Origin of the sequence: Streptomyces sp. NPDC029526, from assembly GCF_040637405.1 — a bacterium.
GTDB lineage: Bacteria > Actinomycetota > Actinomycetes > Streptomycetales > Streptomycetaceae > Streptomyces.
On sequence record NZ_JBEZWE010000006.1, the window covers coordinates 349,416 to 374,595 of the forward strand.

The following is a 25,180-nucleotide window of genomic DNA, read 5'->3' on the forward strand; positions in this document are numbered from 1 at the left end:
TCTCCAGCTCTTTCCAGGAGTCCGTCGGACGTGTCGAGCCGTGAGGCCCGGGAGCCGGCACGCCACCCCTTCGCAGAGACACGTCCCGCCCTGCCGGACACAGGGCACGAGGCCCTGCGCGACAGGTACCGACACGTGGAGATGCTATCGGCCGCCAATGCAGGCCCGAACGCCGGCAGCAATCATGAAATGCACCCGTGACCTGCACCGACTCTCCGAGCTTCTCTCCCTCGTCGCCGGTCTGTCACGCCGGTCCGTACCACCTGAGGGATGCCTCGCCGACCACGTCCGCGGAGCATCCCTCGGCGTGGGTTATCGCAACCCGAACTGGTCGCGAAGCAGCGGCAGATGAAGGCGGAGTGTGCGGCCGTCCGGGAGGGTTTCCAGTACCTGGACGCCGTCGTAGTTGAGGAGCTGTCTCAGGACTGCGGCGAAGCCGTCCCCCCGGGTCGGCGACAGTCCCACACGCTGGGCGAGTGCGGTGACCGGGAGAGTGCCCGCGTCGACCAGGGTCGCGAGTGCCTTCCTGATCTGTTCCTGCGGCGGTTTGCGGGCCAGGAGGCCGAGCTGGGCCTGGTAGGTCTCCGAGGCGAGGAGCCCGTTGATGAGGGTCTCGTCCGGTGAGACCAGGGCCGGGGTGACGAGGGTGTCGGCTCCGCCCGCAGTGACGGTCACCGCGAAGAGCGCCTCGTGGTTGTCCGGCAGTTCGGGCTGCCTCTTCTTCGGCCGCGCCGGCGCCCTTCTGGCCGATGCGGCAAGGGCGGGTGCCGACCCGGTGACGGTGGAGGCGTCGGCCCGCGTCCGGTCCGACCACCAGGGCGGCCGCTGGTCACCCAGTTCTCGCCATCCCTTGGGCGGTTCCGCGCCGAAGGGCAGGAAGGCCAGGACCGGGATGGTGAACTCGGCGAGCGAGGCGCCCCCGTGGTAGCCGGCCTTGAGGGAGGTGTAGCGGGAGTCGGCGTCCCACAGGGCGACGATGGCCGCTCCGGGTTCGGGCCAGACGACCCGTGGACCGGACAGTGCGATCTCGGGCTCGGCGAGCGGCACGTCACCGGGGAGCCGGTGCCGGGCCGACGACGGCTCCGCGGCGTCCACCTTCACCCCGTGCCGGTCGACGATGTGCCCGTGGTCGCTCGTGAGGATCACCGCCATGCCTTGGGCGGCCGCTGCCCGCAGCAGGTCGCGCAGCCCGGCGACGTGGTCGACGTGCCACGCGCCGTCGCCGAGCTTCTGTTCCTTGGCGAGGCGGTCGTCGATGGTGTTGAGCACGACGGCCACATGCGTCTCGCTGTCGGCGAGTGCTTCCGCAAGCGCCGGACCGAAGGTGTCCCCGGACTGTTCGGTGCGCAGGTCGTCCTTGTGGAAGACGGCGGCCGGGGCCCCACCCCACAGTCTGTGCGCGGGGAACAGCCGCTTCTCGTCGGCCTGAGTACCCTTCATCAGCCGTCCCGCGAAGAGCGAGGTGCGGGAGACGGCGGTCAGGGTCGGCAGTGCGGCGGCCATGGCGCGGCGCCGAGGTTCCTTGTCCGGCAGCGGGTCGAACTCGGCCCAGGTCCGGCGCAGTTCCTCACCGAGTTCGCTCGCGATGGCAGCACTCATGCCGTCCAGTACGAGCAACAGCACGCGTTGCTTCTCCCCACTTCGGACCAGGGGGCCGACCACGCAGTCGAGGAAGGTCTCGACGGTGAGCATGGAGCCGGGCTGGGTGCCGGCCTCCGTCCAGGCCGCCAGGGAGCGTGCGAAGGACGCGTCGATCTGCCGGCGCCGGTCCCTGACGCGGGTGCCGAGGGTGTCGTAGGCGGCCTTGAGGACGGGATCCGGGTCGCCGCCGGCCTCGATGTGCTCCAGGGCGAGGTCCACCCAGCCGGTCTCGGCGACGTGCCGCTGTATGGCGTCGGCGACGGTGGGGGCGTCGGCGGACGGGTCGGTGGCCAGCCAGCGGGCGAGGCGCTGCCCCATGCGGGCGCGTTCGATGCGGGCGGACTCCTCCGGCTCGGCAGCGAGCCGGTGGTTCTCCAGGCGGCGGACGGCGTCCGACACCGCGGCCGTGGCGCCCGGGGTCAGAGCCCGGCCGACGGCGGTGAACCGGGCTTCGAGTCCACCGCGCAGGACGGGGCTCGCCGCCACGGCGTCCTCCGCGCCGAACTGTCGGGCCAGGGCGGACGCCCGGTCGAGCACGATGCCGGTGGTGCGGCGTGCCTCGCGGGCCTGGTCGGCGTCGGTGCCACCGGTGCGGTGCCCGGCCGCCAGCAGCGTGGTCACGTACTCCTCGGCGGCCCGTCCGAGGACGGTCACCAGGACGTCGAGTTGGTCGCCGGTCGCCGGGGGCTGGTCGCCGAAGTAGCGTTCGGCGCGGCCTCTGGCCCGGTAGGTCTCGGGGGCGGGCTCGGCGTGCTGCCACAGCGCCGCGCAGACGAGACCGAAGGCGGCGGCGTCCGCGCCGCGCTCGGCGTCGACGAGGGCGAGCAGGGCGTGGCCGGCGAGGCCGGCCTGGTCCTCCTCTCCGAGGAAGGCGGCCAGTCCGGCGTGTTCGGGACCGCGCAGGGCGAGGAGCCGTTCGGGGGCTCCGGGGCGGGTCGACCAGTGCAGCAGGGCCTGGGCGTCGAGCCGGTCGTCGCCGGGGCGGCGGGTGCCGTCCTCGGCGTCGTAGCGGCCCAGCCTCAGGCGGCGCTGGGCGAGCGCGGTGAGGGCGTACTGGCGGGACAGCCAGCCGCCGGGCACGGCCGGCCAGCCGCCGGGCGGGGTGGCGTCGAGCAGGGCCTCGGCGGCCCAGTTGACGTCCTTGAGCCGGGGGTCTATCTGCCGGGCGCCGAACGCTTCGCGGACGACGTCCCAGCTGTCGACCGTGTCGATGCGCAGCTTGTGGACGCGGGCGAGGATCGCCGGGTCGAGTTCGTTCTGTTCCCGGTCGGTGAGGACGACCAACACGGCGGGCCCGGGACGGCGGCCCGCCAGGTGGTCGAGGACGAGTTCGTGGACGGCGAGCGGCGACGGCGCGACCGCCACGCCGGCCGTGCGGCCCTCGCCCCAGACGGGTTCGGCGGGCCCGTCCCACTGCGGTGCGGACCGCAGCAGCACGACCCGGCGCCTGCCTCCCTCGCCCTCCCCCGTGAGGGAGGCGGCGAGAGAGGACTGCGAGGACAGGTACTGGGTGACGGTCGCGGTGTTCAGCCGGACCGCGCCTGGTGCGACGGTGGCGGTGTCCGTCATTCGATGACCTGCCAGGTGATCTCGATGGTCGCGTTCGGGTGGCGGGCGGCCAGGTCGGCCAGGTCCGCCTGGAGGTCAGCGGCGGCCTGGCGCACGGTCGTGCTGCGGCGCCCCGACTTCCGCGCCGTGCCGCCGCTCTCCGGGGAGGGCGTCTCCTGCGGGGTGTAGGGGATGCGCGGGTCGCTGGTCGGCGTGTCCAGGGACTGGCCGTCGGCCGTGGGGGGCTGGGGTGCGACGGGCGTGGGCGGCGGGGTGGCGGCGGCCTGGGTGCGCTTGATCAGGGCGACGACCTCGCGCTGGGTGCGGGCGAGGGCGTCGCGCAGGTCGGCGGTGCGCTGGTCGTCACGGGCCACGTTGCGCAGCGAGTCGAGCAGCGCCTCGCCCTCGGGGCCGAGTCCGGCCGCGAGCTCCAGGGTGCTCCAGGGGGCGGAGGCGACGGCCTCGGCGACGGCGCGGGCCTTCTTGATGGAGGTGCCGTATCGGTCGGCGCTGGTCTCGCCCAGGTCGAAGGAGGCGAGGGCCTCCACCGTCTTCTTCGCACCGGCCGCGCCCTTGCCGGCCTCCGCGGTGAGCGCGTCCAGCAGTTCCAGGGAGCGGCGGGCGAGGGCGAGCCGTCCGGTGTCTGCGGTCTGGTCGAGGCCGAGGAAGGTGGCGTGGGCCTCCAACTGGTGCACCAGGTCGCCCGCGTGGTCCCGGTGGTCGCGGGCGGCCTCGATGATCTGGCGGGCGAACTGGTTGACCATCCGGCCGCGCCGCAGCGCGGGCGGCTTCGCCCCGAAGATCGTCTCGAAGCGCTGCCGTGCGGTGTCCCAGTCTGACTCGGCGGGCAGCGGCTGGCTGCGCAGCGCGTCGTGGTCCTTGATCGCGGACAGTTCGGGCGCGGGGTCGAGGACGGTGCCGCCGCGCACCCATACCCGGTCGTCCATCTCGGCGAAGGAGGCGACGACGAGCCGGGCGAGGAAGTCGGGCAGGCCGCGCGGGTCGGGCCGGTCGGTCCAGTCGGTGAGCGTGATCAGGGACAGGTCCCCGGTGACGCCCTGCGAGCGGGCGAGTTGCCGGAAGTGGTCGGCCCAGTAGCGGGACAGCTCGAAGTACGCCTCCTTCTGCTGTCCGAGGCGCAGCGGCCCGGCGATCCGCTGCATGAGCTTGCGGTCGGCGGCCGGGACCTCGATCCGTCCGTCGCGGGCCTCGGCGGCAGCCCGGACGTGGGTGAACACCTTCCTGGTGTCGGCGGGCCTGATGGCGGTGCCGGTGGCGTCGGGGTCGAGGTCGGGGTGGGCCGGGTACTGGTGGGCGAGCAGCTTGCCCGCGACGTGCCGGATGCCGTCGTGCAGGCTCTGCCCGAAGGACAGGGTGAGTCCGTCGACGTCGGGCAGGGCGACGAGGTGGTCGTCGAAGTCGGGGACGACGTCGGCGGCCTGCTTCTGGGCGAGGCCGTACGCCTGCTTGAAGGCGCCCTTGACCTGCTTGAGCAGCGCCTCGCGCTGGGTTTCGAGAAGGCCCTTGGCGCGGCTGCGGTTGTCGGCGTTGAGGTGACCGGCGTACTGGGTGTCGAAGCGGTGTTCGTCGGCGAGGGCCTTGTCGATGACGACGAGGCGCCGGAAGTCGGCGAAGCGCTGCGCGGACAGGTGCGCGGGCAGCCAGGCGATGGTGCGGGACCGCTCGCCCTGCTGGCGTTCGCGCAGCCGCTGGATGCGGTTGACGTCCTCGACCGGCCCCCATTCGCCCTCGTCGAAGGGGAGGTCTATGGCGATGCGCCAGCGGCCGTCCTCCTGCGGCATCAGGTCGTGGTCGGGCAGCTCGTCCTCGTCGGCGACGTTGCCGAAGACGATCTCGGCGGTGCGGGCGGTGCCGCGCCAGGTGAAGTGGAGCTGGTCGCTCAACTGGCCGTGCTCGACGCCCAGTTCCTCGGAGAGCAGGCGGCGGGCGAGGGCGACCCGGTTGCCGGGATTGTCGTTGACCTGGGCGTTGGCGATGACGGAGTCCACGTCGACGCCGGAGAGTTCGAGGCGGACGCCGGGGTTGGCGTCGGTGCCGGTCTCCTTGATCTCGGGGAACCTGGCGGCCCAATCGGCGACCTTGTTCTTGATGATGCCGACCTCGGCACCGGGGATGGGCGCGAGGACCGACCCATGGTTGAGCGCGCCGAGCCGCCGGATGGTCAGCTCGGACAGCGCGGGCACACTGGGGGCGAGCGCGGACAACAGCAGCGTGCACACGAGCCGGTTGTCGCCGAGGAACATCCGGCAGCCGTTGAGCTTCTTCGGGTCGGCGAGGGACTCGGGCCGGTTCCGGTACTGCTCGACGTCGTCCTCGGTGATGTCGTACGAGCTGAGCAGGTAGGGCCGCAGCTTGGTCTTGTAGAGCTTGTCGGCGGCCTCGAAGACGACCTTCAGGCTGTCGGTGAACGGCTTGTCGCCGCCTCCCGCGATCACCGGGTACAGGTCGCCGACGGGGACGAGCTGGCCGAGGCGGAGTTCGTCGCGGTGGTCGGCGAGGAGCTGGCCCATCAGCTTCAGACCGGTGCGGGAGCGCTGCAGCGCGGACGAGATGTGGACGAGGGTGTCCATGAACGCCGGCGAGAACGGGTACGTCAGCCGGAACGACTCCGCGTCCGCCCCGGTGGTGCCCTTCTCCGAGCCGAGCAGGGTGTCCCAGACCTGCGGGCCGACGCGCTTGGTCTGCTCGAAGGCGGCGTCGACCAGCCTGGCCGCTTCGCCGTCCTTGGGCTTGAGGAGGCGGGCGTGGGCGATCTGCGGGAGGTTGCGGTCCTCCAGGGTGATCTTGTCGAAGCGGCCGGAGGCCAGGTTCAGGGTGTCCTGGATGGACGACTCGGCCGCGCCGGACACCTCCTCACCGACCAGTTCGCGCAGGTCGCGCTGGCGGGCGATGAAGGACACGACGGGGATGGCGCGACGGGCGTCGCCGCCCTCCACGAAGTTCGTGATCTTGCTGGCCTCGCGGGCCACGAACTTCTGGTCGTGGATGAGGGTGGCCAGCCACAGGATCAGCTCGTCCATGAACAGGATCAGGCCGTCGTAGCCGAGCGACTTGGCGTGCTCGGCGATGACGGAGAGGCCCGCGTCCAGGGAGATGAAGCCGTGCTCGTCCTCGGCGGCGTTCTGGGTGAAGCCGGGGAGGAGGTTGGTGCCGGCGTCGTTGACGAGCTTGGCGCGCAGCTCGGACGGGGTGGAGGGGTTGGTGAGGTTGAGGTGGACACCCGCCTCGTGGTTCTCCTCGGCCGCGAGCGCGGTGTCCAGGAGCTGCGGGGTCCAGGCGAAGCCCTCGCCCCACTCGTCCTCCTCGCCGTCGCCCGCGTCGCTGGTGCCGAGACCCCGGATGACGGCCTCGTCGCCCATGTGGGCGCGCATGGCGCGGATGTCGGCGAAGAGGGAGTCGGTCCGGTACACCTGCGGGGTCGGGGCCTCCGGGTGCAGCTTCTTGACGTGGTGCACGTACCCGCCGAGCACCCGCTGCTCCAGAGCCTTCGCACCGAGCATGTGGTACGGCACGAGCAGGAACTTCTTGCCGTCCGTGCTCAGCCACTCGTGCCTGGTCAGCACCGGGTCGAACTCGGTGCGGGCACGGGCGACCGGGTTGCCGCTGAGCAGCGCGTACAGCACGGCCATGAAGTGCGACTTACCGGAACCGAACGAGCCGTGGAGATAGGCCGCCTTGGAGCGGTGCCCGTCCAGCGCGGACTTGATGAGGGCCAGCGCCTCGTCGAAGTTCTCCAGCAGCCGCTCGGTGACGACGTAGTCCTTGAGCGCGTGCTGGGCGCCCTCGGGTGTCGTCGCCTCGGCGAGGGACAGCACGAAGTCCGAGGTGGAGATGGACTCCTTGATGTCGATGACATCGCGGAGGAGGGGCGGCTGGGCCATTGCGGGTTCTCGCTCTCCCTGACGGTGGTCGCTGCTGCTGCTCGTACTCGGTGCCGCGCGGGGTCCGCCGCCGAGGCTCGGGGCCGTTCCGGGGGGGGTGGGGCCGGGGCGCTCAGGGGTACGGACGGCCGGTGCGGCGGACCGGCCGTCCTGGCCGACGGCACGGACGGGTCCGGTCGTGCGGTGAGCGGACGGACACCACGCTCACGGCGTCGGACGGGTCAGGTCGGGTGGGTTCGCGGCGTCTGCACTCTTCGCCCCCCTCGCACTGAACATCACCCGTACGGCCTGCCCACAGCACCCTACATCGGTACTCCCCTCCGCCCTGTGCCGAATGCGCAACCGCACCGCGCGCGGACCGCTCCGGTCCCGGCCGTGGCGCGCTACGGCCGCCATCGCCCCGAACGGTAGGCGTCCAGCAGGTTCCGGCTCGCGACCGTGAAGGGGTGCTCGGGGCCCAGGCCGCGGTCCCGCCGCTCGACGACGTCGGTCATCAGCGCGATCCCCTCCTCCCTGTGTCCGAGCGCGGCTCGGGTCCGGGAGAGGAGTTGCCGGGCGGCGAGCACGATCGGGTACTCGGGTCCGAACCGCCGTTCATACGCCTCGGCGACCTGCCGGATCTCCCGGTCGGCCTCGTCGAAGCGGCCCAGGAGGTACAGCGCCCACGCGTGGTTGTGCCGGGCGCCGAGCGTCACAGTGTGGTCGGGGCCCAGGACGCGTTCGCACTCCGACGGCAGCGAGAGCAGCGCTCCGTCCTCCTCGGTGACCACCTCGGCGGCGGGCAGCATCTCCAGCAGGCCGGCGCGGGCCCGCAGGGTCAGCGGATGCGCGGCGCCCAGCGCGGAGCGCCGCCCGGCGACGGTGTCACGGAGCAGCGCGACGGCCTCCCCCCGTCTGCCGAGGTTCGCCAGCACGAGCTGGAGGCCGTAGCCGCTGTCCGCGGTGTCGGGGTCGTCGGCGCCGAACAGGCGCTCCTGGGTGTCCCGGACCGTGCGGAGCACCGCTTCGGCCTCGGCGTACCTGCCCAGCCGGAACAGTGCCCGCCCTGCCCTGGAGCGGGCGGCGAGGACCGTACGGTGGTCCGCGCCGAGGTGCCGCTGCGCGAGATCGGCGGCGTTGCGGGCGGTCTCCCGGGCGGAGACGTAGTCACCGGTCCGGTGCAGGGCTACGGCCAGCCGCGTCGTGACGGCCAGGGCGTCGGCGGCGGACGACTCGCCGACGTGCCCGAGCAGGGCCAGCGCGTGCGGAACGAGCAGCCGCAGCCGGGGATCGTGCGGACCGGCGTCGGGTACGGCGGGCACGGCCGCGTCGAGCAGCCGGACGGCTGTCGTGTCGAGGGCGGGCACGAGATCCGCGGGGGTCGCCGCCGAGACGCTGTCGAGCAGGATGCCGTGACTCTGTACGCAGCGTGTGCCCGCGGCGTCGACGAGTTCGGACAGTGACTGGTCGAGGAGCGCTCTGAGAGCCGTCTCGGTCCGGGCCCGAGGCAGTACGGCGCCGATGCCGGCGTGGTTGAGCAGGGCCAGCGGCAGCGGCTCCGCGGCGAACCGGGCGAGCAGTCTGAGCAGGGCCGCCGCTTCGGGCAGTCCGCGCGCTTCGAACGCGTCAAGGGTGAGCTGCCAGGTCAGTCCGACCAGATGGCGGGGGTCCGCTTCGGACAGGGCGTCGGCTCCCCGGTCTATGAGCTGCACCCGTTCGTCCGAGTCGAGCTGGTCCCCGTACGCGTCCATCGTCCAGGGGTCGATGACCTGCCGGGAGAGGAAGCCGCCCGCCAGGGTGAGGGCGAGGGGCAGCCGCCCGAGCCGGTCCGCGACCCGCGCCGCCTGCTCGGCCGTGCCGCTGTGCGGTGCGAGATCGCGCAGCACGAGCGCCGCGTCCTCCCTGGGCAGGACACCGATGTACTGCAGCTCGGCGCCCGGCCACCACCGGGCCGCCGCGCGCCGTGTGGTCACCAGGACGGTGCCGCGGGGGCTGGTGCGCAGCCAGTCGCCGTCCCGCAGGATCTCCGGCTCGTCGGTGTTGTCCAGGACCAGCAGCCAGGGTTCGGCGGAGCGGTCGAGGTACTTCCAGACGAGGTCGGCGGCGGGTCTGAGACCGTTGCGTGCGGCGAGCAGTTCACCGTCGTCCGCCCCTCGGTCGGCGGCGACGGCGAGCATGCCGGCGCGCAGGCTCGCGCGGTCGGAGGCGTTGACCCACAGGCCCACCCGGCCCGCTTCCGCGGTGACCTCCTGGAACAGGGCGCAGGCGACCGCCGTCTTGCCCGAGCCGCCCATTCCGTACAGCACGTAGACCTGGCCGCCGCGCTCCGTCCTCACGCTCGTCCGCAGGCGTTCCATCACCTCGCTGCGGTCGCGGAGCGCGACGGGGAGCCGGCCGACCGCCGGGCGTCGCACCGAGTCCGGCCCGCCGTTGTCCGGCCCGTCGTCGTTGTAGTGGTGGTGCTCGCTGATGTGCTGGTCGCCGTGCGACTGGTAGACGCGTCCGTGGTCCTCGGCGTGACCGTCCGTCCCGCCCGTCATCGCTCTGTGATGTGCTGATCACGTCCCGCCTGGTAGACCCGCGCCTGACCGGATGCGGTGGCGTGCTGGGTGATCCGCCGGGCGGCCGAGCCGTCGGGATCGAGCTGGTCCAGCAAGGCGCGCAGTTCCTGTACGGCGGCGGGCCGGGCGACGAGCAGCCGCCGTACCGTCCCCTGCCATTGAAGCCGTAGTTCGTCCAGGGTCTCCTGGTCGCCTGTGGCCGCGGCGGCGAGCATGTCCTCGCGGCCGGCCTCCCACTCGGCGGCGACGGTGTCGGCGCGCTCCGGTTGCGTCCGGCGCCAGAGCTGCGTGATCCCGTCACGCACGTGGTGCCAGGCATCGGTCGCCATCAACGCGACCAAGGTGGTTCCCGCGCTCTGCGCGAGCAAGGCCACTTCAGCGTCCACAGCCACCCCTCCGCTCACCCTATTTTCCGACAGCATCAGATGGAAAATGTCACCTGTCAGATGTTTGCGCGATCTTCAGCGCGATCAATATCATTCCACCTCTGCGCGGCAGGGAACAAGGAGGAGCCAATCCTCGCCAATACCCCTGGAGACCGGCTCTGACACGTGGTCAGTCAGGCTTCTCGCGCGGTACGGTGAGCCCTCCCGACCGATCGAGGGGGCGAGGGAAATGGCCAGGCCGTGGGAAGCGGATCCCGACACGAGTTTCAAGCGACGCCTGGGAAAAACGCCCCAGGAACTGGGAAACACCACCGGAACTCCTGACTGCCCGGACATCTGGGAACTCGCCAACGGCGACGTCGCCGTCATCGGCCGGGACCTCACCCAGTCGCTCGGCAGGAACCTCCCCGACGGGGTCTCGATCGGGTCGGACGAGCGCCTCGTGGTCATCCCCAGGAACATGCTCATCGCGGCGAAGCCGGACATCCCCAGTGTTTGACTCCTTCCCCGACGGCGTCTCCGAACGCCTGGACCGCCCCACGTACCACGCGGAACTCGGCCGGATCTACTCCAGCGGGATCGGCTTCCTCAACAAGCTCGAGCGCGGCCAGCACTTCCAGGAGCGCGGCTTCCCGAGCTGGGAGGCCTTCGCCGGTGGCGACTGGGAGCGGGCCCTGTCCCTGGCCGACGAGAGGCGCGAGGACTACGCCCGGGAAATCCGGCGCGCGTCGGACCTGGGCGTCACGCACCGCCGTCTCCGGGTGGTGGAGTTCCCGGTGACGCCGTATGTGCAGTGGGAGTTGCACGTGCTGCGCGCGCGGGTGGACGTGGGCGACGCGATCAAGGTCATCGACGCTCGGGACATTGCCGGCATCGAGCAGCGTCACCGTGTTCCGGAAGTGGTGATTCTCGGCGATGTGGTCATGTACGAGGTCGTGTACGACGAGGACGGAAACGCGGCGGGCGCCCATCGCTATACGGACAGCTCACTGATCCGGGAAACGAACGCCGGATTCGATGCGCTGTATGAACGTGGTGAGGGGTTCTACGATTTCTTCAACCGGGAAATCGTCCCCTTGGCCCCGCCGCGAGGGGCCGGAGCTGCAACGGGATGTGGCGGGAAGCGGTGATCAGCGGGACGGGGTGATGGGCAAGCCCGCAGGCCGACGGATCCCCGCCCCGGCGACGGGCACGCGCGGCGTCAGTCCCTGGGTTGCTCCAGCTTGACGGCAGTGGTGTCCGCGTCGTGCAGTTCAGCGTCCGCCGGGGTGAACGTCTCGTGTTCTTCCACGACTTCGCCGTCCACGACGTCTCCCTCCGATGCTCTGTGCGAAGGGTCCGCCAGAGGCAGACCGGCGAGGTGCTTCTTGAGCCTCTTGGCCATCGGAAGGTAGGTCGCGAGAGTGAGCCCTCCGGACACGACGGCCCCGACCACGGGGATGGCTTTCGAGACACCCTTGGCGAAGGTCTGCGTCGTCATCTTGACACCGAGGTACTTCGCGACCTTCTTCACCATGGGGTAAACGACCCCATGGGTGAGCGCCTTCTTGGGCAGCTCCTTGGCGACCTGCTCCGCGAGCATCCCCGCGACTTTCCCCACGGCGGCGTTCGCCGACTGGGTTCCGAACATCACGCCGAAGAACAACGTGAGCATCCCCTTGGTCGCGTCATCGACGTCACCGCCCTCGTCGGAGAACAGCTCGGGCCAGCTGTAGAGATAGGCGAGCTTCTGGGCGATGCGCAGCATGTGGCCGACATACTGGGCCGTGTCGGCGGGCACTGTGGCGGGAAGGGCGAGGATGCCGGGTATTCCTGCGGCGGCCGAGAGGGCGCTGACCTTGGCGGTTTCGTAGCGGATGGAGTCGTTGGCGACCTTGTCGAGGAGCTCGACGGTGATGCCCGCGGCAGCGGGAGTCTCCTCTATCGCTCGTCGGATCTCTTCCTCGGAGCAGTGGCGAGCGAGCGCACTGCGGAGGTACGCCTCCCTATGGATCCGCACACCGGGGAGCTTCGCCGCTGCCAGCAGCACCGCGAAGAAGCGCGACTCGGGGTTCTCGACCTCTTTACCCTGCTTCATGGCAGGAACCTACAGTGCCTCCGCGTTGCGAGGATCACCATGGATCAGCTTCGTTGATACCTCGTTACGAGAGTGGCAGTGGTGTGAGAGCCGGCTTCCTTCACGATGCCGATCACTGTCCGGGAAGGCGACCGCGGGCGAGCAAGGCGCTGGGTCTGCTGAAGGCGTGCCGTAGGGGTGTGGGGTACGCAGGGCCTTCGGCAAGCACACGCCCGCCGAGGGCCCTGCGATCGGTGCCGCCTCTGTCAGCGTGCCGCGAACTCCACGAAGGCAGCCCATGTGGTGGGTCCTACGGCGAGTGCGGCGCGGGTGGTGTCCTTCGAGTCGCGGACGTGGATGGTGGCGGGGCGTGCGGCGACCTCGACGCATTCGCCGCCTGCTCCGCTGCTGTAACTGCTTTTAATCCAAGCCGACTCAGGAACAGTCTGTTCGACGTTCATCTCTCTCCAAGCAACTTCTCGACGAAGGCCAGCGACTCGCGGGGAGTGAGCGCTTGGGCCCGAAGGAGTCCATACTGCTCCTCGATCTCCCGGACGGGCTTCCGCGCTGTGTAGAGGCGGCTGTCCTGCTGAGCCTCCACATACGCGATCCTCCGCCCTTCCTTCGTCTCGATCAAGGTGAACGGACCAGCCAGTCCGGCATGCTCGTTCCGCTCGGTCGGCAGCACCTGGACCTCCACGTTACGCCGCTGGCCATGAAGCAGGATCTGCTCCAACTGCCCGCGCATGACGCCCCACCCACCCAGTGGCCTACGCAGAACCGACTCCTCGATGACGAAGCTGATGGTGGGCAGCTGCATCCGAGAGAAGATCTCCTGCCGAGCCAGGCGCGCCGTGACCCTCTGCTCGACCACGTCCTCATGCAGCAGGGGCCGCCAGTTGGTGAACACTGCCCGCGCGTACTCTTCGGTCTGCAGGAGTCCGGGCACTGCCTGGTTGGCGTACACATGAAGTTCAACGGCCTCGGCCTCCAACTTGGCCGCGTCGCGAAAGAACGCAGGATACTGAGCCCGAGCCACCTCTTCCTTACTCGCTCTCAACACCCCACCTGCCGCCAGCACTTCATCTGCCTGGTCGATGAACTTTGGCGGCGGAATACGTCTTGCCTGCTCGAACGACGCGATCGTCGAGGCCGAGTACCCGGTCAGGGAGCCGAACCTCGCCCGGTCCAGGCCTGCCCGCTCCCGGAACAGCTTCAACTGCCGTCCGAACACGCACAGCATGCCCGTCCCGACCTCGTACTCCGGCTGCTGAATCTCGTCGTCCACGCCGCAGCTCCTCTCTTACAACCGCCCATGTCAGCCAACTTCGGGGCCCGGAACCGGTCACGCCCAACACCACGTACAAGCACATCAACGGCGTGTACAGCCCGCCCCCGTCAGCGCATCGCTCCTGGTCAACGCTACGCAGAGTCCGACACCGTTGACCCCATGAAGTCAGCAACTCCCCCGAATGGGCATCTGCAGCAGCACCCCGCGCCCGAACGCGAGTTCACCATGCGCTTTACGTCAACGCCGCGCGGTGCGCGCCTCGCTCGCAGACTCGTCTCGCGCCGCCTGAACGACTGGGGCCACCCGTACGCGACCACGGTCAACGAAACGCTCACCCTCATCGCGGCGGAACTTACCGCCAACGCCGTCCGCCACGGCCACGTCCCCGGCCGGGACTTCTACGTCCAGCTGACCCTGGTCGAGGGCACCTTCCGTATCGAGGTGACCGACACCCGTGCTGAGAAACAGCCCCCGGCCGCCAGCGCTTCGGCAACCGCCTCGCTGTCCGAGTCCGGCCGGGGCCTGCTTCTGGTCGCCGCCCTCGCGGATGACTGGGGCGTCAGCCCTCGCGAGGCCGCCCCAGGCAAGACCGTGTGGGCGGAGCTGCACACGCGGACAAAGGGCCACCCGCTGACGCACCGGGTGGCCCCTGAACCGACGGATGTCGATCTGCTCCTGGCTACTTCTTCGCTGCTGCGCGACGCCCTCGGGTCGCGGCCGGAGGACGCCAGCCACGAAGGTCGTCGTCCGTGAGTCCGTGCTCGCCCTGCTTCTGTTGGCGGTAACCGGCGAAGAAGTCTGCCGGGGAGCCGCTGTAGAGCATGTCGAACTCGTTGTGCCACTGGGACAGCCAGGGCTGGAGTTCCAGCAGGCCGGCGAGGAACGGGGTGATCTCCTCGGTGGACAGCGCGGTGTTGGTGAAGTACGTCGCTAGCGCCTGCGCCTGCTCCTTGTGGTCCCAGCCGGCCCAGCCGTACAGCTCGGGGGTGGGGGCGTTGGTCTGCCCGTATGAGATGAACCGCTCCTTGGGCACGTCGAGCTTGCCGCGCGCCTTCCAGTAGGAAGGGCGGAGGAAGTCGGCCGAGGTGTACTTCGGCGGCACGGGGATGGAGTCCCGGATCTTCCGCTTGGTCTGCTCGTCCGGGGCGGAGTCCTCCTTACGCTGGAGGTCCCACACCTCCTCCCAGTCGGCGCGCTTCTTCAGCCCGGAAGGCTTGTAGCGCAGGGCGGCGAGGAACGGCACGTGCTCGTCGGTGATCAGCTCGGCGACGACCTTGGGAAGGTCCTTGCGCGGCGCGTAGAGCTTGGCGACGGAGACGAAATCCTCGTCGCGGGAGAGGGCGTCGGTGAGGCGGGCCAGGGTGAGGATGGCGGGCTGACCGTTATCGTCGAACCATAGGTCGCGGTTCTCCATGCGATCGAGGAGCCAGGAACGCAGGGCCTTGTCTTGAAGGGCGTCCCAGCCCTCGGTCGCCCAACGACGCTTGTACTCGGGCCGCTCGACCATGCCGATGGCCCGGTTCGACTCGATGGCGTCGATGCGCTTCTGGACGATCTCGCGGTAGGGAGCGGGCCAGTGGGCGGGGATCTCCGTGATGGGGGTGGCGTTGTGCCGCTTGAACCACTCGCCACTTGCCTCGCCTGAAGCAACCCGACGCGCCAGGACGATCTCAAAAGCGCGTTCCCCAAGTGCCAGTTTGGGAATGTTGGGGTCGTCAGGGTCGCCGGAGACACGGAGATCTTCGGAGTGGAGATTATAGAGGGCGTAGACCTGCCAGTCCAGTTCCTCCTGCAAGGCAATAAGGCGAGCGCGCAGGGAAGCCCAAGAGTTGCGCGCATCGCGCAAAACTTCAGCTACCGGGACGGCATCTGCTGCAACAGCCATAGGGCTGACCAACGAAAGTCTATGAGCGAGAGCATCAAGCGCATCGGGCAGCACTGTCGGGAAGTCATCCGGTAGAGGAAATGATCCAATATTGGCCCCACTGAACTGATAGTTCCACGACCAGGGTTGGTCCGCCATTCCACTAGAAGCCGTCGCGTTGCCCTTACAGAAACACACCTGTTTGAGCCAAAAAGCAGCTGTGGAGCTGTTCAGTACACCAATCAACCCCAGGTGCTGACGTTCGTCGACATTTTCTTCAAGTTTGATCACTGGAGAGGTTTGCTTAAAGAGCAAATCACCTCGACTCAAGACAAAGTGATTATGTGTTGCCACTTCGGCGAAGGCAATCGAAAGCCTAGTCCTCAGCTTATGTGAATAATTCTCCAGATGCACGTACCACGGGCATCGATCAGTTACACGCTTGCCGAAGATAATGCGATTCGCCAGAACAGTGCGTGCGGGCCACAGGAAGCGCGAAACCAGCGGCTCTTTCTCATCGACATGCTCAGAATTAGAACTGTCCGTGTAAGGATTCGCGATTTTGACCGTGTTGGTGACACTATAGTCCCGCACAAACTCTCCGACAACTAGGTCCCTAAACCTACTGTCGAGCCCAAGGCGTCGAACAGTCGCCGAATCCGACACAAAATATGCATCATCGGCTCCACTGTTAGTGGTCCGCCCGATGCTTACTGTGAGAGAGTTGAGCTTTTGCGCGCCCGCCCTGTTGAGTAGATCCACCATTTCGAGACCGCCATCGGTGAGGATCCAGGGCTGCTCATCGAAATACTGACGCCTTTCCAGGTCCCCCACAGAAACCCAAGGACCGACAGAACCCGGCTTATCAATTTGGCTTACGATCGCACTCCACACCAAGCCTCTTTCTGGACACTCAGGCGCCGACGGTTCACCCTGGATGCTTCGCACCGTTCGGATCATATCGGAGCGCGAAATCCCGCTGCGATACCTACCGACAAGAATTACGGTGGGCGTGCTGTGACCGGGGATATAAGCACCAGAGGTATCAATAACCTCCATCAGCTCGACCTTATGAGCGAAGAATTTCTCGATCAGCTTTGCCCCGAACTCACGCTTCATGAATGAGTTAGCGGTGATTTGACCGACCATGCCATACCCACGCCCATCGGCGTCGCCACGCTTGGCAAGCTCGAAAAAGCGCTGGGCAAAGGGGACCGAAAGTGCATACGTGCCAGCGCAAGCGTCATACAGATCCCGATACAGCGCGTTTAGCTTCTGATCCTTCACGGTGATGTATGGAGGATTTCCCACCACCACGTGATAGCGTCCCTGTTGAAGTATCCCTGGATGTTCGTGTACGTCCTCCGTGGTATAAGCGAATGAGGCAAGCGGGTCGTCATTTCCATCCTTATCTCCGCCCAGCGTCAGTTCCAACTGCCGTGCTTTGATCAGAGAGTCTCCGACTGCCAAATGGATCGGCCACTCGTATTTTGAGGCCTCAGATAGTGTGTGCACGCTGCTCGCCGCCATAGCCGCGACCAGCAGCCTGAACCGCGCAATAGCCACGGCGAACGGGTTGACGTCTACCCCATGCACCGAGTTGAGCGCAGCTCGCACCCGCGCATGCACATCCATGCCCGGGTGGGTCTCACCCCAAAGCCGCACCACCCGCCGGAATGCCCCCAACACAAAGTGCCCCGACCCACACGTAGGATCGATCATCTTCAGGCCCTCGTACCCGAACTCCCGCACCGCCGGATTCATCGTCCGGTCGAGAATGAACTCCTCCACGAACTCCGGCGTCTGGAGCAGCGCGTACGTCTTCCGCGCGGCCTCGCTCAGGTCCTGGTACAGGTCGCCCAGAAACCGCGTGTCCCAACCCTCCGTGCCGTCCTCGTTCAGCGGGTCGGTGAAGTCGTGGACGAGGACGCCCGCCTCGTCACGCTGGCGCCAGAACTCGACCAGCTCACGCGCACCGTCATGCGACAGCGGAACCTGGTACAGCGGGTTGTGCCGCTTGTCGAAGAGAAGCCGCCCCGCCTGGCCCTGGCCCAGCTCGTCGAACGCCTTCTCCAGCCAACCGCGGTACGTCGGGTTGTCGTCCGACTCCACGTACGCGTCGTACCGCGACTCCGCCAGCTCACGCCGGTCACCGTCCGGCCCCGTCAGGTACGGCTCGGGGATCAACCGGTTGTCCTCGCAGAACCGCACGAAGACCGTGCCCAGCACCCACGCCACCGCGACCTGCGTGACCCGCTCGTCCAGCCACGAGTTCCACGTCGCCGCCGTGCGCCCCAGCTTGCGCGCCTGGTCGTACTCGGCCCGCAGCCGCGCGCCGACCTCACCGAGCGCCTTCACCTGCTTGCCGAGGTCGGCCTCGACCGCCTTGACCTGCTGCTTCAGGTCGTCCAACAGAGCCTTGCGGTCGATCACTTCGCGTCTCCCTCGACACCACTAGCCACAACCTCGCCGGACCCGCGGTGAGCGTTGCCCACCCACGTGTCCGGAAGCTGGATCCACTCCCCCAGGCCGACCTGGTACGGCACGGCCGCCTGCCCGAGCCGGGGCTCGCGCGAGGGGTCGTTCTGCGGGACCAGGAGCCACAGCCCCCGCCCGCCCCGCCGGGCCGCCGACGCCAGCCGGTCCAGGACGCCCATCGCGTCGTACCGGGCGAACACCCCGGCCTCCGTCAGCAGGACCGGACCCGCACCGCCGCCACCGTTGCCCAGCAGCTCGGCGATCCGGGGCTCGACCGAGCCCCATGCCGTCCGCGCGTACTCCGCGAACCGCACCGCGCCCTTCGAGCCCGGCTCGGCGGCGTCCGCCTTGAGCAGGGTCTCCCAGGTCGGCTTGGTGCCCGGCGTGACCTGCCCGTGCAGGGCCTCCAGGAACAGCTCGGTCACCGACACCGCCCGCGCGCCCAGCCGTTCGGAACCCAGTTCCCGTACCGCGTCCCGCACGAGCTGCTGCCGTACGGTCAGCACCCGGTACCCGTCCCGGCGGGCCGAGGCGAGCAGCCGTTCCTCCGCACGCACCGCGCCCGCGAGCTGCGGGTCGTCCGCGTACCGCGTCACCGTGCCCGTGCGCGTCGACTGCCGCCACGCGCCCGTCGTGAGGTAGCTGGAGGTGTCCTCCACCCGCGTCGGCAGGTAGCGCAGCGTGCCCGTGTCCTCGCGCATGCTCAGCGACAGCTCGAAGCCCGCGTCGCGCAGCGCCTTGGTGAGCGGGCCGCCGGTCGGCAGTTCGTGGGTCGTGCCGCCGCGCCCGTCCGGGACGACCAGCTCGGGGAAGCGGACCCGGACCCGCTCGTGCACGTCCTCGCCTGTCAGGCCGGGCTGCCGCCCGTCCGGAACGCCCGGGATCCAGCGGACGAGTCCGGCCTGGGTGAGCCGCAGCGCTCGGACGAGCGACAGGTCGCGCGGGTAGATCTCCAGGCGCGGAGTGGCTGCGGCGTTAACCGACGCGGCGGCGGCCAGTTCCACCATGCGCCGCTCGTCCCAGTCGACGGCACCGGGCGGGACCGTCAGCGCGCCCAGTTCGGCCAGGACGGTCGCGGCCGTCGGCAGGGTGTCCAGCCGGGCGAGCCGGTCGGCCGTCCTGCCGAGGCGGGTCGCGTAGTCGAGCAGGCCGGGCGCGGTCGGGGTGTCCGGGGCGTCGTTCTCACGCACGTCGAGGGCGAGCAGGCCGGCGCCCAGCGACTCGTCGGTCGCCTTGCGGTTCGGCTGGTGCTGGAACTCGGCCTCCTGCGGCACCAGTTGCTCGACCTCGACGACGGCCCGTACCGCCGCCAGGGCCATCGCGCGCCGCTGCTCGCGCCCGGCGAGGTGCGTGCCGCGGCGGACGGCAAGGGCGTCGGCGATCTCCACGGCGGAGGCGACACGGCCCATGCTCTCCAGCAGGTCGATGATCTCGTCCCGCAGTGCCTGGACGGCGGGCTCCGCCTTCCAGCGCTTGCGCTCCTCCTTGAGCATCTGCGGGATGCGGCCGTGGCTGAGACCGAGCGCGTCGGCGACATCCTTCTGCTTCGGCCAGACGCCGATGTCGGGCAGGACGCCGTGCTCGTCGGGCAGGCGCAGCAGCAGCCGCACCATCTCCGCCTTGTTGCGGTTGGAGCCGTTGTTGTTGACGGCCGGCACGAGGACGGTGGCGAGGGTGTCGAGGCTGACGGAGCGCAGGGTGCGGGCGGACAGCGCGCCCGCCGACTCGCCCGTCGCGAGCTGCCCGACGAGGGCGGACTCGGCGGCGGTGAGCTGCTCCAGCTCCTCCTTCGCCTCCGCCCGCCCCTTTGCCGTGAGCGGGGAGACGGGGATCTCGCGCAGCCGCTCGCCCCACTCGCGCTGCCGCTGCTGGACCTCGTTGCGGGTCTTGGCGCCGAGGCCGGGGGCGTTGACGAGCTTGCGGCGGCTGTAGTCGAGGAGTTCACCGACCGTCGTCAGGCCCAGGCCGTAGAGGAAGGACTGGGCGGCGGGCGTGAGACCGGAGACGGTCAGCGGGGTGTCGCGGGTGACCTCGGCGGCGAGGCGGTCGCGCTGCTGTTCGGCGGTCTCCGGCTCGGCGTCCGCGATCGCTGCCGCGGCGGTGCCCTCGGCGGGGGCGGTTCCGTCGGCGGGCGTCGTGTGGCGGCTGCGGTGGCTGGAGGGGACGGTCTGCGAGGCGTCGAGGAAGACCTTGCGCCAGGCGTCCCGCATCGGCTTCAGCTCGGGGAACCGCTTGCCCGCGTCGCGGTGCAGGGCCTTCTGGAAGAAGGCGACGAGCCCGTCCCGCACGGCCGGGTCGAAGGCCTCGGCCGCGATGGTCGGGTACGGCCACTCCTTCGGGTCGGTCATGCGCGGCAGGACGCTGCCGTCGCCCCACTTGGGCAGCTCGCCGGAGGCCATCTGGTGCAGGGTGACGGCGACGGCGTACCGCTCGGCGTGGGAGTCGTACGAACCGCGCGTGATGACGTCGACGAAGGGATCGAGGTAGCCGTCGGTGCCCGCGTCGGTGTTCTTCGCCGGGTAGCCGGCCAGCGAGAAGTCGATGAGGACCAGTTCGCGGGTGCGGTTGGGGCGGATGCGGACGGCGATGTTGTCCGGCTTGATGTCCCGGTGCCAGACGCCCTCGCCCTCGAGGAAGTCGACGGCGCCGAAGAGGTAGTCGCCGTACGCCTCGAGCTGGTCGACCGGGAGGCGGCCGTGTTCGCGGAGCTGGCGGGCGACGGTCTCCTCGCGGCGTCGCGGGCGGGATGCGCCCTCTGGGCCCTCACCGGCGTCGTCGCGTTCGTCGCCGACGTACTCCAGGGCCAGGACGGTACGGCCGGCGATGTGCAGGGGCTCGGGTTCGACGAGGCGGATGATGCCGGAGTGGGGGCGCAGGTGGCGCATGGCCTCGGCCTCGCGGACGAGGATCTCGCCGCGGCTGTCGGACAGGGCGACCTTCAGCACCGCCAGCGGGCGCGTCCTGCGGGTCTCCGCTTCCAGGTCGCGGACGAGGAAGGCACGGCTGGTGGAGCCGGTGCCGAGGCGGCGGCGGACCTCCCACCGGCCGGCGAGCACGTCACTGGCGACGGCCTCCAACGGGTCCTTGTCGGCGCTCTCCCCGGTCTCCTCCTCGGCGTGCCCGTCGAGGGCCGCGGCGGGGGCGGTGAGGGAGTCCTCGACGACCTCCAGCAGTTCCAGGAACTCATCGACGCTGGAGAGGCGCTGGCCGGGGCGGTAGGCGGTGGCGGCCTGGACCAGATCGTCCACGTCCTCGGAGAGGCCGTCGACCAGGGAGCTGGGGCGCAGGCCCTCGCCCGCCTCCAGGCGGGCCAGCAGTTCGGCCTGGCCGGCGGCCGGGGCCTTTCCGGTGACCAGCAGGTAGGTGAGGACGCCGAGCCCGTACACGTCGAGGTGGACCGGGTCGGGGTTGAGGGCGGTGAGTTCCGGCGCGAGGTAGGCGTCGGCGTCGTGGGACAGGTGCAGGGCGGACAGGGCGGTCGGCGCGAACCGGGTCATGCCCTGGCCCTGGGAGGAGTCGCCGCTGCGCTGGGTGGCGATCTGCCAGTCGGAGATCTGCAGGTGCGGGGTGAGCCAGGCGGCCTCCTCCCCGACGGCCTGCCCCTTGCGGCCGCGCGGGCGGGGGACGACGTGGACGGAGCGGGCGGCGAGCGCGCGGTGGTGGATGCGGCTGGCGTGCGCGGAGCGCATCGTCTCGGCGAGCTGGCGCACCAGTGCCATCCGGCCGAGGATGTCCAGCTTCTCGCCGTACCGGACAAGGTACTCGTCCAGCTTCAGGGTGTCCGGGTGGTAGTCGAAGATCAGCGCGGGGCCGGCGGCGTGCCCGGAGGGGAAGTACTGCTTGAGCTGGACGACACCCGGGTGCTTGAACCGGCCCAGCACCGCGGCCTCGCGCCGGGCGGCGTTCTCGACGGACTGGCGCAGGGAGGCGTCGGAGCCGCGCTCGCTGAGGTAGATCCGCACGCGTGCGGCTTCGGGCAGGTCGCTGTGGCGGGCCAGGTAGTCCGCCCAGGTCTCTCCGGAGTCGAAGGACTTCCGCTCCAGCTCGTAGGGGCCGACCTTGTACTGGGCGTCGCTCTTGCGGATGCCGATGCTCTTCAGGGCCGCCGCGATCTCGCGGGAGCCGATCGCGGTGACGCGGCGGCGCTCGTCGCGCGGGGGCTGCCTGAGCATGTCGACCAGCTCGTCGACGGTGTGGACGCCGTTCTGGTCGTGGGCGGGCAGCCGGACGCGGAGGCTGTTGTCGGTGAAGCAGACCGCCTCGGCGACCCAGACCCGCTTGGCGCCGGTCTGGGCGAGCAGGCCGGCCAGCTCCTTGGCCTTGCGGTTGACCAGGTGCAGCGGGTTGCCGTGGGTGCGGCGGTAGCCGCCGGGGGTGGTCTGGACCCAGGTGCCGTTCTCGGAGGTGACCGAACCGTGCCAGTCCTTCAGCTCGATCATGCACAGGCCGCCGGGGGCGACGACCAGCAGGTCGACCTCGCGGACGTGGCCGGTGTTCGCGGTGAAGGTGAAGTTCGACCAGGCCCGCCAGGGATCGGAGTCCGGCAGCTTCTGGCGGATCGCCTCCAGGCCGCGGCGTTCATGCTCGAACTCGGACTCGGTGACCGTGACCCACCGGCCTTCCCGCATGCCTGTTCCCCGCTCCTCGTGTCCTCCAAGGACCGCCGTTCCCCATGGTCGGGCCCTCGGGCAGATCCTAGTGGTTGCCTGTGACATGAAAAGAGGCGGTGAAGGACGGGACTATAGGACATACAGCCCGCATGGTCACAATGGAGTGCCACTCTCCACACAGCCGTGCGGACACCGCACCCGCATGCGGTCGTGCACGTGCCCGTGGCCGAAAACCGCGAGGGTTCAACGGTGGTGCACTACGGTCACTTCCGCTGCGCACCTTCCCGGAGGGTACCTGCGGGTTCGGATACCGGTCCCCGGCTGTGGCTGACGAGTGGTTTCCGCTGCGTGCCGAGCACGCGGCGTGAGTGCGGATGCCCGGTGGGGCGATCCCTGCCATTCCCAACTCACGCCAAGGAGTGGTCATCCATGAATCCCGTCGAGTACAAGCCTGCACGTCGTCACCGGCTTCGCGAGATCCTGGTCGACGTCGCCGCGGGAACCGTCACCCAGCTCGTGGTGGCGGCCCTGATGGCGGCAGCACGCCTGTTCTTCTGAGCAGGCGCGTGGCGGGCCCGGAGAGCCCGCCACACCCCGTGCAGACGGTGCGCGTCAGAACAGATACGAGTCGGGCGCCTGCGAGTCCGCGTTGCGGCGCTTCTTGCGCATGCGCCGCCCCCTGCGCGGCCGGGGCAGGTGCGGGACGCGTGCCTCCACCGGCAGGTTCTCCCAGGTGGGCCGCAGTCCGTCCACCTGGACCTCGCCGACCATCTCCTTCAGGTAGGCCCGGGTCTCCTCGTCCGTCGAGTAGAGCACCGTCGCCCGACTGGCCCGGGTCATCAGCACGTAGTAGGCGCGGCAGACCAGCCGAGCGAACTCCTCGTCGCCTATGCTGTCGGCTCTCACCTTGGGGTCGAACGACCCCGACACGGCGACCCGCTTGACACCGGTGTCCGGATCCTTCCGTTCCTTACCCCGACGGAACACCCATCGGCCGTCCCGCCGCACCATGTCTCCCCCCAGGATCACCCCGCACCAGTCCCACTCGAGACCCCGAACCGCGTACACGCAACCGACCTGGTTTAGCCCCTTCTCGTGCACGCCCCAGATCCTGGACGGCGGCGCCCCGTTCTCGCAGAACGCGCTGCTGTCCGCGTTCCACGGTCGGTGCCAGTCCCCGATCCGCACGTCGGCCTCCAGTCGCCGCTCCTTGCCGATCGGTTTCGTCCACGGCCAGCAGTACCCCGCGACCATACGGGCGGACGCCCCGGCCAGCGCTTCGGTGCGAATGACCCGTTCGAGTTCCTCAGGGCTGTCGGCGACCTCCACGTGCATCAGCCCATCTGGCGTCCACTGCTCCGGTTCCTCGTTCGAAACCCCCAACACGGCCCGTACCCACCGGACGTAGGAGTCGCTGCCGCCGCAGCGGAACTGTTCCCTGAGTGCGTATCGGACGAGAGTGGCGTCGCGCCGTCGCGCCACGTCCTCGATCAGATCAACAGTGCCGACCTCGTTCGGCCGCACGCTCTGGTCCTCGTCGAGGAAAAAGACGGTGACGCGAGACGAGTCGAGCAACTCGTCGACTTGGGGCTTGTTCCCCTGCTGTTCAGGCTTCCAGAAACGGCTCGCGGAGCGCTCCCTCAGTGATTGCGCCTCGTCGCAGATGAGCACGTCCAGGGGCGGGTCCGGCGGGGTGACGAAGTTGCTGAAGTAGGTGAAGCTCTCCTTGAACTCCCGGTCCCCGTAGCCGACGTGTTCTTGGATCGCGCCGTTTAACACTGGGCTGCCGCTGGCATACTTGACCGTGTGACCGCTAGCCTCCAGCTCCGCCTTGATTTGGAGGCCGATGGCACTCTTTCCCGTACCGGGACCGCCGATGACCAGGAAGACCACTCGTCGGTCATCCGGCACGAGGGCTGGGCACTCCAGATCCGGTAAGATTCTGCCCGCCCTGTCCACGATTTGGTCGGCAACCTTCCTTTGCCTGCCGCGCAAGGTGAAGACCGTATCCTCTCCCCGGGAGCAAATCATGGCGTCAAGCAGGGGCGTGTTGCGTACACCTATCCTCTGCAGAAGCAACTCAGTCGCGGGCACACCACCTCCGTCGGCGAAGTGCTCACGGAAATCGGATATCAACCGCTCGCGCTGGTCACTCGTGTACACGCGGGCGTAGGCACCGGTCGGTGCATTCACGGCGATCAGGGGGCGGACGGAGTCTTCGGTAGCGTTGTGCAGATAGGCGAACCCGCCGCACTCGAAGTCCAGTCCGTGCAGCGGTCCCCTGCTACCGGTGAATCCTTCGTAGTACTCGCGCAGCTGCAGAGCGGGGTGCTTCTTCCGCCCTGCCCCTGGTACATGCACCTCTTCCACGGTAGCCCGATCCACTGTGGTGACCGTTGACCAACGCTTCAACTCCACCAGTTGGACGGACAGCCGCCTCTCGACGGGATGCTGGCCCAGAAGAACCACGTCGATGAGTCGGGGGTCGCCGGGACGGTTGGCCTCGTCGACAGTGACGGCACACTCGACGATCATTTCAACGTTGCCGCGTCCGGCTGCTACCAGGTCCTCGGCAAGACACACGAGGCTTTCGGCCCAGGCGGAACGTTCCGACTGCGAGGCATCGGCGCCTCGGAAGTGCCGCCAGCGAGCGGCCAAGTGGGGCACCATTCGGCGCCGTGCGTTCAAAGTCAGCAGATCCTGCGCTGGCAGTCTCAGCAGGAGCATGGACACGAGATGGGTCCCCCAGAACACGAGTGACTCATGCGGCTAGGAGTTGTCGTCAAATGTCACGCCCACATCAGCAGCGATGCGAGGGTGACGGCTGCTTGGTAGGACTCGGCGGTCTTGTCGTAGCGGGTGGC

Annotated in this window: 14 protein-coding genes; 4 read left to right on the top strand and 10 right to left on the bottom strand. The window is 69.2% G+C overall.

Translation table 11 applies throughout. The features are described 5' to 3' along the window. Positions 1–312: 312 nt before the first annotated feature. The 4 genes from pglZ to AB0F01_RS17675 form a co-directional block, all read right to left on the bottom strand. Entirely contained in the window at positions 313–3,210 is a 2,898-nt protein-coding gene (gene pglZ, locus AB0F01_RS17660) for a BREX-2 system phosphatase PglZ (protein WP_362095972.1), read from the bottom strand. Further along, positions 3,207–7,091 (bottom strand): phage resistance protein, encoded by a 3,885-nt coding sequence (locus AB0F01_RS17665; protein ID WP_362095975.1) that lies wholly within the window; start codon positions 7,089–7,091, stop codon positions 3,207–3,209. Before AB0F01_RS17665 ends, pglZ begins: the two co-directional genes overlap by 4 nt. Before the next feature lie 383 nt (positions 7,092–7,474). Beyond that, positions 7,475–9,610, bottom strand: a complete 2,136-nt coding sequence (locus tag AB0F01_RS17670) for a tetratricopeptide repeat protein (protein WP_362095978.1) — start codon at positions 9,608–9,610, stop codon at positions 7,475–7,477. After that, entirely contained in the window at positions 9,607–10,017 is a 411-nt protein-coding gene (locus AB0F01_RS17675; protein ID WP_362095980.1) for a hypothetical protein, read from the bottom strand. Before AB0F01_RS17675 ends, AB0F01_RS17670 begins: the two co-directional genes overlap by 4 nt. A gap of 229 nt (positions 10,018–10,246) precedes the next feature. On the opposite strand from AB0F01_RS17675, the gene AB0F01_RS17680 reads away from it, so the two are divergent. Both AB0F01_RS17680 and AB0F01_RS17685 read left to right on the top strand, forming a co-directional pair. After that, positions 10,247–10,516, top strand: coding sequence for a hypothetical protein (locus tag AB0F01_RS17680; protein ID WP_039986430.1), 270 nt, complete (start codon positions 10,247–10,249; stop codon positions 10,514–10,516). Continuing rightward, positions 10,509–11,147: a DUF6879 family protein gene (locus AB0F01_RS17685; RefSeq protein WP_362095983.1), complete on the top strand. Its 639-nt coding sequence runs from the start codon at positions 10,509–10,511 to the stop codon at positions 11,145–11,147. The genes AB0F01_RS17680 and AB0F01_RS17685 overlap by 8 nt, the downstream gene beginning before the upstream one ends. Positions 11,148–11,218: 71 nt before the next feature. On the opposite strand, the gene AB0F01_RS17690 is transcribed toward AB0F01_RS17685, so the two are convergent. The 3 genes from AB0F01_RS17690 to AB0F01_RS17700 form a co-directional block, all read right to left on the bottom strand. Continuing rightward, complete coding sequence (locus AB0F01_RS17690) at positions 11,219–12,094, bottom strand: hypothetical protein (RefSeq protein WP_362095986.1); 876 nt, start codon at positions 12,092–12,094, stop codon at positions 11,219–11,221. Between the two features lie 245 nt (positions 12,095–12,339). Then, on the bottom strand, positions 12,340–12,534 hold the full coding sequence (locus AB0F01_RS17695) for a DUF397 domain-containing protein (protein WP_362095989.1): 195 nt from the start codon (positions 12,532–12,534) through the stop codon (positions 12,340–12,342). Further along, the gene (locus AB0F01_RS17700; protein WP_362095992.1) at positions 12,531–13,361 is read right to left on the bottom strand and encodes a helix-turn-helix transcriptional regulator; all 831 of its coding nucleotides are present in this window, start codon (positions 13,359–13,361) and stop codon (positions 12,531–12,533) included. The genes AB0F01_RS17695 and AB0F01_RS17700 overlap by 4 nt, the downstream gene beginning before the upstream one ends. 162 nt (positions 13,362–13,523) lie before the next feature. Between AB0F01_RS17700 and AB0F01_RS17705 the strand changes: the two genes are divergently transcribed. After that, positions 13,524–14,117 (top strand): ATP-binding protein, encoded by a 594-nt coding sequence (locus tag AB0F01_RS17705; RefSeq protein WP_362095995.1) that lies wholly within the window; start codon positions 13,524–13,526, stop codon positions 14,115–14,117. Here AB0F01_RS17705 and pglX read toward each other — a convergent pair. Next, positions 14,044–17,661, bottom strand: a complete 3,618-nt coding sequence (gene pglX / locus AB0F01_RS17710) for a BREX-2 system adenine-specific DNA-methyltransferase PglX (RefSeq protein WP_362095998.1) — start codon at positions 17,659–17,661, stop codon at positions 14,044–14,046. The genes AB0F01_RS17705 and pglX overlap by 74 nt on opposite strands. Further along, complete coding sequence (pglW, locus tag AB0F01_RS17715; protein ID WP_362096001.1) at positions 17,658–22,334, bottom strand: BREX system serine/threonine kinase PglW; 4,677 nt, start codon at positions 22,332–22,334, stop codon at positions 17,658–17,660. Before pglW ends, pglX begins: the two co-directional genes overlap by 4 nt. A gap of 411 nt (positions 22,335–22,745) precedes the next feature. On the opposite strand from pglW, the gene AB0F01_RS17720 reads away from it, so the two are divergent. Beyond that, complete coding sequence (locus AB0F01_RS17720; RefSeq protein WP_362096004.1) at positions 22,746–22,874, top strand: DUF6408 family protein; 129 nt, start codon at positions 22,746–22,748, stop codon at positions 22,872–22,874. A gap of 54 nt (positions 22,875–22,928) precedes the next feature. Here the strand turns inward: AB0F01_RS17720 and AB0F01_RS17725 are convergent, their stop codons facing one another. Then, on the bottom strand, positions 22,929–24,851 hold the full coding sequence (locus AB0F01_RS17725) for a DUF2075 domain-containing protein (protein WP_362096007.1): 1,923 nt from the start codon (positions 24,849–24,851) through the stop codon (positions 22,929–22,931). Between the last annotated feature and the right edge of the window lie 329 nt (positions 24,852–25,180).